This window comes from Enterobacter sp. PGRG2 (assembly GCF_030291195.1).
In the GTDB taxonomy this organism is placed as follows: Bacteria; Pseudomonadota; Gammaproteobacteria; order Enterobacterales; family Enterobacteriaceae; genus Enterobacter_D.
Window position 1 is genome coordinate 1346188 of sequence record NZ_CP127837.1, and the last position, 12638, is coordinate 1358825.

Below are 12638 nucleotides of genomic sequence, written 5' to 3' on the forward strand. Positions count from 1 at the left end.
TAATCCTCTATCACCGACCAAATTTAAAAACCCGTCGTGGAAACACGACGGGTTTTTTGCATTTTCCGCCGCTCCTGTAGGCCGGGTAAGCGSAGCGCCACCCGGCGGAAATAACACTTTTAAATCACGCGTCGATATCGCTCATAATTCTCTGCATTTGCCAGATATTCCATCGTATTTTTTTATATATGTTTGAATCTTTTTTCGCGTTGCTTATGGATAAGCTCAGCATTTTCACCTGTGCGTTTTAACGTTCGCGGTATTAATCGCTCAGATATTCATCATTCCGTCAGAAATTTTTCATAAACTGAGTAAATGTTAATCACTGATGTGAGACTTAAAAGCAGCGGTTTATTCTGGCATCCGACCAGTAGCACAATTTTCCCTGCTGAAAACAGGGGCGTGCACTTTTTTTAATCTTTGTTTGCCAATTCTCACCGTCGTTGTAAATCCCGGTTACCTGTATTGACGTTTTGACATTCTGTTGACAGATTGTAGGGCATGAGGGGCATTTCACGGAGAATCTGCACTGCAACTCAGTCAACCTTGTGAAAGGATTCCCCATCTCTCATATAGCCTCCGGGCACAACCGACCAGACCGGTAAAAAATAAATAAAGGCCTGTCGGATATACCCTTTGCAACGGGTAAACAACACATATCACATTGGAGCAGAATAATGAGTATTTCCTTGAAGAAGTCAGGGATGCTGAAGCTTGGTCTTAGCCTGGTGGCCATGACCGTCGCAGCAAGCGTACAGGCCAAGACCCTGGTTTATTGTTCAGAAGGCTCGCCGGAAGGCTTTAACCCACAGCTCTTTACCTCTGGTACCACTTACGACGCAAGCTCAGTGCCAATCTACAACCGTCTGGTTGAATTCAAAATTGGTACCACCGAAGTGATCCCGGGCCTCGCTGAAAAGTGGGAAGTCAGCGAAGACGGTAAAGTTTATACCTTCCACCTGCGTAGCGGTGTGAAGTGGCAGGACAACAAAGATTTCAAACCGACGCGTGAATTCAACGCCGACGACGTGGTGTTCTCTTTCGATCGCCAAAAAAACGCTGAAAACCCGTACCATAAAGTGTCCGGCGGCAGCTATGAATACTTCGAAGGTATGGGCCTGCCAGACCTGATTAGCGAAGTGAAAAAAGTGGACGACAAAACCGTACAGTTCGTACTGGCGCGTCCGGAAGCCCCGTTCCTGGCTGACCTTGCCATGGACTTCGCTTCTATCCTGTCTAAAGAGTACGCTGACAACATGCTGAAAGCCGGTACGCCGGAGAAAATTGACCTGAACCCAATCGGTACCGGTCCGTTCCAGCTGCAGCAGTACCAGAAAGACTCCCGCATTCTGTACAAAGCCTTCGAAGGCTTCTGGGGTACTAAACCGCAGATCGACCGTCTGGTGTTCTCTATCACCCCGGACGCGTCTGTACGTTATGCAAAACTGCAGAAAAATGAGTGTCAGGTTATGCCGTTCCCGAACCCGGCTGACATTGCACGCATGAAGAAAGACACCAAAATCAACCTGATGGAGCAGGCCGGTCTGAACGTGGGCTACCTCTCTTTCAACACCGAGAAAAAGCCGTTTGATGACGTGAAAGTTCGCCAGGCGCTGACCTATGCAGTGAACAAAGAAGCGATCATCAAAGCCGTTTATCAGGGCGCCGGTACTGCCGCGAAAAACCTGATCCCGCCAACCATGTGGGGTTATAACGACGACGTTAAGGATTACACCTACGACGTTGAGAAAGCGAAAGCGCTGCTGAAAGAAGCCGGTCAGGATAAAGGTTTCACCGTTGAACTGTGGGCGATGCCGGTACAGCGTCCTTACAACCCGAACGCACGCCGTATGGCTGAGATGATCCAGTCTGACTGGGCGAAAATCGGCGTTCAGGCCAAAATCGTGACCTACGAGTGGGGCGAGTACCTGAAGCGTGCGAAGGCGGGCGAACACCAGGCGGTGATGATGGGCTGGACCGGGGACAATGGGGATCCGGACAACTTCTTCGCCACCCTGTTCAGCTGCGACGCGGCGAAACAAGGTTCCAACTACTCTCGCTGGTGCTACAAGCCGTTTGAAGATCTGATCCAGCCGGCACGTGCGACTGACGATCACAACAAACGTATTGAACTGTACAAACAGGCTCAGGTAGTGATGCACGACCAGGCTCCGGCGCTGATCATCGCGCACTCCACCGTGTACGAGCCAGTGCGTAAAGAAGTGAAAGGCTATGTGGTTGATCCACTGGGCAAACACCACTTCGAAAACGTGTCAGTTGAATAATTAAAACCCAGGGGGTGCTCACGCACCCCATGCCCGGCGGCGCTACGCTTGACCAGGCCTACACCCGTAGGCCGGATAAGCGCAGCGCCATCCGGCATAATGCTTTACCTGAGCGGTATCCGCGCAGGATAAGATTTGTGAGCAATACAGACACGTCTTTGACGCTGTCACTACAGAGAATCCGGGTTATGTTGCAGTTCATCCTCCGACGTCTGGGGCTTGTCATCCCTACGTTTATCGGTATCACCCTTCTCACCTTTGCCTTTGTCCATATGATCCCGGGCGACCCGGTCATGATCATGGCGGGTGAGCGTGGTATCTCCCCTGAGCGTCACGCGCAGTTGCTGGCCGAGCTTGGCCTGAACAAGCCGCTGTGGCAGCAGTACGTCAACTATGTGTGGGGCGTGTTGCATGGAGATTTAGGGGTTTCGCTTAAGAGCCGTCTCCCGGTGTGGGACGAGTTCGTGCCGCGTTTTAAAGCGACGCTGGAACTCGGTGTCTGCGCCATGATATTTGCTGTTGCCGTGGGTATTCCGGTGGGCGTTCTCGCCGCCGTTAAACGCGGTTCTATCTTTGACCACACCGCCGTCAGCGTCGCGCTGGCCGGTTACTCCATGCCAATCTTCTGGTGGGGCATGATGCTGATCATGCTGGTGTCGGTGCAACTCAACCTGACGCCGGTATCCGGGCGCGTCAGTGACATGGTTTTCCTTGATGATACTAACCCGCTGACCGGCTTTATGCTGATCGACACCGCCATCTGGGGTGAAGAGGGCAACTTCATTGATGCGCTGGCGCATATGATCCTGCCTGCGGTGGTGCTCGGCACTATCCCGCTGGCGGTGATCGTGCGTATGACCCGCTCATCAATGCTGGAAGTGCTGGGTGAAGACTACATCCGTACCGCCCGCGCGAAAGGCCTGACCCGGATGCGCGTGATCGTGGTGCATGCCCTGCGTAATGCGATGCTGCCGGTGGTCACGGTGATTGGCTTACAGGTGGGCACCATGCTGGCGGGCGCTATCCTGACGGAGACGATTTTCTCCTGGCCGGGACTGGGACGCTGGTTGATCGACGCGCTGCAACGCCGCGATTACCCGGTGGTGCAGGGCGGCGTGCTGCTGGTGGCGACGATGATTATCCTCGTCAACCTGCTGGTCGATCTGCTTTACGGCGTGGTGAACCCGCGTATTCGTCATAAGAAGTAAGGGGCCATCATGTCACAAGTAACTGAAAATAAAGCGGTGTCCGCACCGGTGCCGATGACCCCGATGCAGGAGTTCTGGCACTATTTTAAACGCAACAAAGGGGCGGTAGTCGGCCTGGTGTATATCATCGTGGTGCTGATTATTGCCATCTTCGCCAACTGGATCGCGCCTTATAACCCGGCCGACCAGTTCCGTGACTCGCTGCTTGCGCCGCCGGTCTGGCAGGAAGGCGGCAGCTGGGCGCATCTGCTCGGCACCGATGACGTAGGCCGCGACGTGATGTCGCGTCTGATGTACGGCGCGCGCCTGTCGCTGCTGGTGGGCTGCCTGGTGGTGGTGCTGTCGCTGGTGTCCGGGATTATCCTAGGCCTTATCGCCGGGTATTTCGGCGGCCTGGTGGATAACATCATCATGCGCGTGGTGGACATCATGCTGGCGCTGCCGAGCCTGCTGCTCGCGCTGGTGCTGGTGGCGGTCTTTGGCCCGTCCATCGTCAACGCCTCGCTGGCGCTCACCTTCGTGGCGCTGCCTCACTACGTGCGCTTAACCCGCGCCGCCGTAATGGTGGAAGTGAACCGCGATTACGTCACCGCCTCCCGCGTGGCCGGTGCCGGTGCGATGCGCCAGATGTTCGTCAATATTTTCCCTAACTGCCTTGCGCCGCTGATCGTTCAGGCGTCGCTCGGCTTCTCTAACGCCATTCTCGATATGGCCGCCCTTGGCTTCCTTGGCATGGGTGCGCAACCGCCAACACCGGAGTGGGGCACCATGCTCTCTGACGTGTTGCAGTTCGCACAAAGCGCCTGGTGGGTCGTGACCTTCCCTGGTCTGGCGATCCTGCTGACGGTGCTGGCATTTAACCTGATGGGTGACGGCTTGCGTGATGCGCTCGACCCCAAACTCAAGCAGTAAAGGGCTACGAAATGGCGTTATTAAATATAGATAAATTATCGGTGCACTTCGGCGACGAAGGGACACCGTTCCGTGCCGTAGACCGCGTAAGCTACAGCGTTGAGCAGGGTGAAGTGGTCGGCATCGTCGGTGAATCCGGCTCCGGTAAATCCGTCAGCTCGCTGGCGATCATGGGACTGATTGATTTCCCGGGCCGCGTGATGGCCGACAAGCTGGAATTCAACGGCCAGGACTTAAAGCGCATCTCTGAAAAAGAGCGCCGCAGTCTGGTGGGCGCGGAAGTGGCGATGATTTTCCAGGATCCGATGACCAGCCTTAACCCGTGCTACACGGTGGGTTTCCAGATTATGGAAGCCATTAAGGTGCATCAGGGCGGCAACAAGAAAACCCGCCGCCAGCGTGCCATCGACTTGTTAAACCAGGTGGGAATTCCCGATCCGGCCTCGCGGCTGGACGTTTACCCGCACCAGCTTTCCGGCGGGATGAGCCAGCGCGTGATGATTGCGATGGCCATCGCCTGTCGTCCTAAGCTGCTGATCGCCGATGAACCGACTACCGCGCTGGATGTGACTATCCAGGCGCAGATCATCGAACTTTTGCTGGAGCTTCAGCAAAGGGAGAACATGGCGCTGATCCTCATCACCCACGATCTGGCGCTGGTGGCGGAAGCGGCCCATAAAATTATTGTGATGTATGCCGGTCAGGTGGTGGAAACCGGCAAGGCCACGGATATCTTCCGCGCGCCGCGTCATCCGTACACCCAGGCGTTGCTGCGCGCGCTGCCTGAGTTTGCGCAGGACAAAGCGCGTCTGGCCTCGCTGCCGGGCGTGGTGCCGGGTAAATATGACCGTCCGAACGGCTGTCTGCTGAACCCGCGCTGCCCCTATGCCACCGATCGCTGCCGCGTGGACGAGCCTGCGCTGAATACGCTGAGCGATGGCCGTCAGTCTAAATGTCACTACCCACTCGATGATGCCGGGAGGCCGAATTATGAGTACGCATGAGGCCACCCTGCAACAGCCACTGTTGCAGGCTATCGACCTGAAAAAACACTACCCGGTGAAGAAAGGGCTGTTTGCCCCGGAACGCCTGGTGAAAGCGCTGGACGGCGTCTCTTTTTCGCTGGAGCGCGGTAAAACGCTGGCGGTGGTGGGCGAATCCGGCTGTGGAAAATCCACGCTCGGTCGTCTGCTGACCATGATCGAAGTGCCGACCGGCGGCGAGCTTTACTATCAGGGGCAGGATCTGCTCAAGCCTGATATGAGCGCCGAAAAGCTGCGTCGCCAGAAGATCCAGATCGTCTTCCAGAACCCGTACGGTTCCCTGAACCCACGTAAAAAAGTGGGCCAGATCCTGGAAGAGCCGCTGCAAATCAACACCACGCTGAGCAAAGAACAGCGCCGTGAAAAAGCGCTGGCGATGATGGCGAAAGTCGGCCTGAAAACCGAACACTACGACCGCTACCCGCATATGTTTTCCGGCGGCCAGCGTCAGCGTATCGCCATTGCCCGCGGGCTGATGCTCGATCCGGATGTGGTGATCGCCGATGAACCGGTATCCGCGCTCGACGTGTCCGTGCGTGCGCAGGTGCTGAACCTGATGATGGACTTGCAGCAGGATCTGGGGCTGTCTTACGTGTTTATCTCTCACGATCTGTCCGTGGTGGAACACATCGCCGATGAAGTGATGGTGATGTACCTCGGTCGCTGCGTGGAGAAAGGCACCAAAGAGCAGATTTTCTCCAACCCGCGTCATCCGTATACCCAGGCGCTGCTCTCTGCCACGCCGCGCCTGAACCCGGACGACCGCCGCGAACGTATCAAGCTGACCGGCGAGCTGCCAAGCCCGCTGAATCCGCCGCCGGGCTGTGCCTTTAACGCCCGTTGTGTCCGTCGCTTCGGCCCCTGCACCCAGTTGCAGCCGCAGCTGAAAGAGTACGGCGGCCAGCTGGTTGCCTGCTTCGCGGTGGACCAGGACGAGAATGGCGAAAAGCCGATTGTTCACGGTTGATTAACCCTGCCCGGCGGCCCATGCCTGCCGGGACCGGGGCAGCACCGATTTTCCAGGCCGGGTCAGGCGTAACCGCCGCCCGGCAATTTAAGCACCCGCGCTGGTTGCTTAAAATCCTCTTTTGAACCACCTGACTAATGCAAAAGACTGACTATTTAGGATAAGATAATACTTTGCACTAATAATGTGGTTATTCATGAACGTATAAGACTTTACTTATTCCGACATCAAAAAAAGATAGCATCCTGGCGGGCAAAATTTATATATTTGCTGCCGTTAAGTGGTGGGTTAAAAACGCCCTATAAAATCACCCACTAAATTAGCTTAACGCTTCACCCTGTTATTATACCCGCACGTTATTATTAATTACGCCACCTTATCAGTGAAATGCTTTTAAGAAGCATTAAAGGTTGATTGTAATATTTTTTATTTGTAAATCATGAGTATAACTATGAACCATTATGATGATTTGCAGAGGTTTAAGGATAAGACTCGCACTCAGCATCTCGATTTTAAGGATTTGTCTTCCCAGAATCAGGGTAGCGAGCAGGGGAACTGGGCGATTATTAATCAGCTGTCGCCCGCTACTGAAGAATCGACGCTGGCGATGGGTGGACACGTTTCTGCTGCTATTCCCCAGGCGGTTAATCCTGAAATCTTCGCAGTAAACCCAACCACGCCGCCTGCTGACGCTATGACTCACGCGTCACCTGAGTCAGCGCCCGTGACGACCTCCCTTTTCCAGGACGTGGCCTCACAGCTGGCTGTCCCGCCGCAACCCGAGGCCGCGCCTGCGCCAGCCATCACGCCTGCGGCTCCGCCGTCTGCGCCCGAGCCTGTCGCCATCGCGCCTGCGCCGCAGCGGTCAGTTACCCCTGCGCCTGCCGCCGCACCGGTGAATTTTGCGCAGCTGTTTGCGCCAAAGGTCACAGAGACGAAACCGGCCGCAGAAAAGAACCAGCCCCTGAAATCGCTGTTAGAAAGGATCGCTTCATGCCGTTGATCTGTGTCTGTTCGCCCAAGGGCGGTGTCGGAAAAACAACCATGACCGCGAACCTTGCTTACGCGCTGGCACGGGCGGGAAGCAAAGTGCTGGCGCTGGATTTTGACGTGCAGAACGCGCTGCGCCTGCATTTTGGCGTGCCCCTTGCCGATAGCCGCGGTTTTGTTGCCCGCGCGGCAGAGTTGCCTGACTGGAGCCAGTTTGTATTATCGGCAGGCAGCAACATGTTCGTGCTGCCTTACGGCGACGCCACCGAAGCCCAGCGCGAAGCCTTTGAAGATCGCCTGACGCACGACGAGCATTTTCTGACCCGCGGGCTGAACACGCTGCTTAATTATCCGGGTCTGATCATTATCGCCGATTTCCCGCCCGGCCCCTCACCGGCATTAAAAGCGCTGTCACGCCTTGCGGATCTGCATCTGGTGACCCTGCTGGCGGACACGGCGTCTCTCTCGTTATTACCGCAGGTGGAAAACCACCGTCTTACCGGCGATGTGCTGAACCGCAAAGCGGGGCATTACATTCTGCTGAACCAGAGCGACAACCGTCGGCAAATCAGCCGCGACGTGACGGCCTTTATGGAGCAGCGGCTGGGTGAGCGCCTGATTGGTATCGTGCATCGCGATGAGAGCGTCGGGGAAGCGAACGCCTCGCAACAGTCCGTCTTCGATTTCAGCCCGGCCTCCGCCGCGGCCTTTGATATTGAGCTGATTGCCAAAAAGATTGCCAATATCCTTGATGTGAAAGTTGGCGATGGCACCGTTCATAACCTTCCGAAGATGTCTGGTTTCTAATTCTCCACAGAGCGATTTATGAAAAAGTTCCTGTTTTACTTGCTGGTGCTGGCACTGGCGCCTGCTGCCGTGCTGGTCGTCATTACGCCCATGGACAGCCAGAAACAGTATATTTTTGGATTGATCAGCATCGGGATTTTATTCCTGATGGGCTTTTCTAAAAAACGTAGCATTTCGGTGATCATGGTGGTGATGTCGATATTAATGTCGACCCGCTATATGTATTTCCGCGTCACGCAAACCCTTCATTTTAATTCCGAGATTGAGACGATCCTCGGCATGGGATTATTTCTGGCGGAAGTCTATATCTGGATCATGCTGCTGCTGAACTATTTGCAGACCATCTGGCCGCTGAAGCGCGAAATTGTGCCCTTGCCGGAGGATATGAACCAGTGGCCGACCGTTGACGTTTATATCCCGACCTATAACGAATCCCTCGACGTGGTGCGCGACACCGTGCTGGCGGCGCAGTGCATTGATTATCCGAAAGATAAAATGAAAATTTATATTCTGGATGATGGCAAGCGCCGTGAATTCGCGGTCTTTGCCGCCGATGTCGGCGTCGGCTATATCACGCGTAATGAGCACTCGCACGCGAAAGCGGGCAACCTCAATCACGCCATGAAACTGACCCACGGCGAGCTGATCACCGTCTTCGACTGCGACCACGTGGCAACGCGTATTTTCCTGCAGGCGACGGTGGGCGGTTTTCTCACGGATCCGAAACTGGCGCTGGTACAGACGCCGCACTATTTCTATTCGCCGGATCCCTTCGAGCGTAACCTTTCCGTCGGCCGCAATATTCCTAACGAAGGCCAGCTGTTCTACGGCCCGATCCAGCAGGGTAACGATAACTGGAACGCCACCTTTTTCTGCGGCTCCTGTGCGGTGATCCGCCGTAGCGCGCTGGAAGAGATCGGCGGCTTCGCCGTGGAAACCGTCACCGAGGATGCGCATACCGCGCTGAAAATGCAGCGTCTGGGCTGGAAATCCGCTTTTCTGGATATTCCGCTGGCGGCGGGGCTGGCGACCGAGCGTCTGGTGCTGCACGTTATCCAGCGCACCCGCTGGGCGCGTGGCATGACGCAGATCTTCCGTGTCGATAACCCGCTGTTCGGCCGCGGCCTGACCATCCAGCAACGTCTGTGTTATCTCAGCGCAATGATGTATTACCAGTTCGCCCTGCCGCGCATTGCGTTTCTGACCGCGCCGCTGGCGTATCTGCTGTTTAACCTCAACATCATTTACTCCTCCGCAAGCCTGGTTTTTGCCTACGCGCTGCCGCACCTGTTCCTCGCGGTTTATCTCAATTCGCGTATGAACGGACGTCACCGCTACAGCTTCTGGGGCGAAATTTATGACCTGGTGCTGGCCTTCCATCTGGTGCTGCCGACGGCGGTCACCATGCTGTTTCCGAAACGCGGCAAGTTTAACGTTACCGATAAAGGCGCGCTGCTGAACGTCGGCTACTTTGATTTCCGGGTCGTGCGTCCGCATCTGGTGGTGGCGATCCTGCTCGCCATTGCGGTGATCTGGGGCCTGGTGCGCGCTTTCGCCCATGACCATTTTGGCGTCGATCCTAAGGTTATCGCTCTCAACGTGTTCTGGGGACTCTACAGCCTGATCTTCCTGCTGGCGGCTATTGCCGTGGCGCGGGAAACCCGTCAGACGCGGAAAACCATCCGTATCGACGTGAAGATCCCGGTATTGATCCATTACGCCAGCGGTATCTCGTCGCGCAGCGAAACCCTCGATCTGTCGATGGGCGGCTGCCGTATCGTCGCGCCGGATGAACGCCATTTAAATGATGACATCGAAGAAGTGGAGCTGTTATTACAGTCCGGCGCCATCAGCATTCCGGTGACCACCATGGGCGTGGACGGTGAATTTATCCGCCTGAAGTTTGCAGAGGATATTCCGCTTTCACGTCGCCGTGAACTGGTACGGGTGGTGCTGTCCCGCGCTGATGCGTGGATCAACCCGCCGAAGCCGCAGGACAACCCGTTCCGCTCGATGCTCACCATCATGCGCTGTGTGTTCGACCTGTTCTGGCTGACGTGGAAAACGCGCCGTGAAAACCGGCGTCAGCGTGCTCTCCTCAACGCCTCACCGGAGGACGGCAGCCTATGAAACGTTTAACCCGACTGGCGATTATCGTCAGCGCACTCTTTATCACGCCGCTTTACGCGGAAGAAACGCTGCCGGACACTCTGCTGCCGTCGGATTTCCCCGCGCCTGTGGTGGATACTGCCCCGGCTGCGCCCCCGGCCTTTGTGCCGACGGTGGTGACTTCCCTTTCCGTGGCGCAAATGGGCCAGCCGCAGGGCATCGTCCTGAGCGGCGGCCAGTTGCAGGGCGGGGTGAACTTCACCCTGCCGGTCGGTCAGGTAATGACTAACGCCCAGCTGTCGCTAAACCTGAAAGTCTCGCCCGCCATGGCGACCCGCAACGCCACCATGCAGCTGATGCTTAACGGCCAGCCGCTGGGCACGGTGCCGCTGGGCGCGGCGGAATCCGATGTCTCGCGCTTCCAGCTGGATGTGCCGGCGGCGCTGATGGTCTCCAGCAATACCATCAGCTTCAAAATCAACGATGGCGACGCCATGATGTGCCAGCGGGATCTGACGGATAAATACCGCGTCACCATCCTGCCGGATTCGGCGTTTAACCTCGAAGGGCAGCCGCTGGATATTGGATCGGATCTGAGCCACTTCCCGCGCCCGTTCTTCGACAACATGCAGATGACGCCCGCCACTATCACTTTTGCGTTCCCGGCGAAGCTGACGGCAGATACCATCAGCGCGGCGGCGCTGGTGTCATCGTGGATGGGTATTCAGGCGGACTATCGCGGCGTTTCTTTTGCCGCGCAACGCGATCGCCTGCCGGAACAGAACGGCATTCTGATTGGGCATCCCGGTGAGCAGATCGGCGGCGTTTCGCTGCCGCAGTCGGCTCAGCCGACCCTGACCATTATCGATAATCCGGCAAATCCAACCTACAAGCTGCTGCTGGTGGTGGGGAAAGACGACGCCGCGCTGCGTGCGGCGGCCTGGCGTCTGACGCGCGGCAATTTTGATCTGCAAACCGCCAGCCTGCCGGTGGAGTCCCAGACGATCCCGCAGAGTAAAGCTTACGACGCGCCGCGCTGGATCCCTACCGATCGTCCGGTGAAGCTGTCAGAGCTGATCCGTAAAGATCAGAGCCTGACCGTTAACGGTATCTGGCATGACGCCCTGCGCGTCGCCTTCCGCGCCGCGCCGGATCTGTTCCTGTGGGATGGCGAAACCATTCCGCTGCGCATCGGCTACCGTTTCCCGTCGGAAAACTGGATCGATGAAGAACGTTCGTGGCTGAGTATGACGCTGAACGACACTTTCCTGCACAACCTGCCGGTTAACAAGCAGGGCGCGCTGGAAACCCTGTGGCATAAGATTGGCGGCGATGCGCGTCAGGAACAGTTCGACATGCCGCTGGAGCCTTACATGATTTATGGCGATAACCAGCTGTCGCTCTATTTCAATATTGTGCCGAAGGCCAGCGCGCCGTGCAGCGTGCTGCTGAACAACAACATCAAGAGCCGCATCGACGATGACTCCTGGATCGATTTGAGCCACACGCGCCACTTCGCGCTGCTACCGAATCTCTCCTACTTCGTGGGCGCATCTTTCCCGTTCACGCGACTGGCGGACTACGCCGAGACGGTGCTGCTGCTGCCGGAAAATCCGACCGAAACCCAGGTGGCGACGCTGCTGGACATGGCCGCCCGTTCCGGTAACGCCACCGGCACGGCGCTGAGCCAGAACCGCGTGGTGCTGGGGATGCCGACGGCGGGTACTAATCTGCAACTGCTGCGCGATCGCGACGTGCTGGCGGTGACCGGCCTTAGTCAGCATGACTTCAATGCTGAACTACTGAAGTCCTCGCCCTTTGTCGCCCATGACAATCAGCTCAGCGTCCGCGAGCCGACGCAGTGGGAAAAAATCCAGCGCTGGATGGCGGGCGACTGGAACGCCGAGATCGTGGAAGCCGATCGTTACTTCTCCTCGAACGAATCCTGGCGCGGCTTTGTCAGCTTCCGTTCGCCCTGGAACAGTCAACGCACAGTGGTGACGGCGCTGGGCAGCAATGACGAGCAGCTTGCCCGTCTGCACGGCGATCTGGCCTCCGCCCGCATCAACGCCGGGATCCGCGGCGATGCCGCGATCATCACCAATGAAAACGGCGTGCGCAGTTTCCGCGTTGGCCCGCAGTATCCGCGCGGTGAAATGCCGCTGCACCTGCTGGTGATCTGGTATGCCAACCAGCACTCCGGCCTGCTGGCGGTGCTTGGCCTGTGCTTTAGCGTGGTGATCGGCCTCGCGCTGTACGCGCTGCTGAAAAGACGCGCGCGTAAACGTCTGAATCCTGGGGACAACGAGTGAAAATA

The 12638-nt window shown here is 56.8% G+C and carries 10 protein-coding genes; all 10 read left to right on the forward strand.

Going from position 1 to position 12638, the window contains the following annotated elements; genetic code table 11:
* Nucleotides 1–196: hypothetical protein (locus QRD42_RS05800; protein WP_321988391.1), on the forward strand; the 196-nt coding region annotated here is incomplete at its 5' end.
* Nucleotides 197–677: 481 nt separating this feature from the next.
* A complete protein-coding gene (dppA, locus tag QRD42_RS05805) occupies nucleotides 678–2285 on the forward strand; it encodes a dipeptide ABC transporter periplasmic-binding protein DppA (protein WP_072571461.1) in 1608 nt (535 codons plus the stop codon).
* Between the two features lie 188 nt (nucleotides 2286–2473).
* Complete coding sequence (dppB, locus tag QRD42_RS05810; RefSeq protein WP_072571462.1) at nucleotides 2474–3493, forward strand: dipeptide ABC transporter permease DppB; 1020 nt, start codon at nucleotides 2474–2476, stop codon at nucleotides 3491–3493.
* Between the two features lie 9 nt (nucleotides 3494–3502).
* Nucleotides 3503–4405 carry a dipeptide ABC transporter permease DppC gene (gene dppC / locus QRD42_RS05815; protein WP_072571463.1) on the forward strand — a complete coding sequence of 301 codons (903 nt, stop codon included), beginning with the start codon at nucleotides 3503–3505 and terminating at the stop codon, nucleotides 4403–4405.
* Nucleotides 4406–4416: 11 nt separating this feature from the next.
* Nucleotides 4417–5409: a dipeptide ABC transporter ATP-binding protein gene (gene dppD / locus QRD42_RS05820; RefSeq protein ID WP_072571464.1), complete on the forward strand. Its 993-nt coding sequence runs from the start codon at nucleotides 4417–4419 to the stop codon at nucleotides 5407–5409.
* Nucleotides 5396–6415, forward strand: a complete 1020-nt coding sequence (gene dppF / locus QRD42_RS05825) for a dipeptide ABC transporter ATP-binding subunit DppF (protein WP_072571465.1) — start codon at nucleotides 5396–5398, stop codon at nucleotides 6413–6415. Before dppD ends, dppF begins: the two co-directional genes overlap by 14 nt.
* 451 nt (nucleotides 6416–6866) lie before the next feature.
* Nucleotides 6867–7418, forward strand: coding sequence for a cellulose biosynthesis protein BcsO (gene bcsO, locus QRD42_RS05830; RefSeq protein ID WP_321988392.1), 552 nt, complete (start codon nucleotides 6867–6869; stop codon nucleotides 7416–7418).
* Nucleotides 7409–8212 (forward strand): cellulose biosynthesis protein BcsQ, encoded by an 804-nt coding sequence (bcsQ, locus tag QRD42_RS05835; RefSeq protein ID WP_321988393.1) that lies wholly within the window; start codon nucleotides 7409–7411, stop codon nucleotides 8210–8212. The genes bcsO and bcsQ overlap by 10 nt, the downstream gene beginning before the upstream one ends.
* A gap of 18 nt (nucleotides 8213–8230) precedes the next feature.
* Entirely contained in the window at nucleotides 8231–10342 is a 2112-nt protein-coding gene (bcsA, locus tag QRD42_RS05840) for a UDP-forming cellulose synthase catalytic subunit (protein ID WP_318364574.1), read from the forward strand.
* Nucleotides 10339–12633 carry a cellulose biosynthesis cyclic di-GMP-binding regulatory protein BcsB gene (bcsB, locus tag QRD42_RS05845; protein WP_321988394.1) on the forward strand — a complete coding sequence of 765 codons (2295 nt, stop codon included), beginning with the start codon at nucleotides 10339–10341 and terminating at the stop codon, nucleotides 12631–12633. The genes bcsA and bcsB overlap by 4 nt, the downstream gene beginning before the upstream one ends.
* Nucleotides 12634–12638 lie beyond the last annotated feature (5 nt).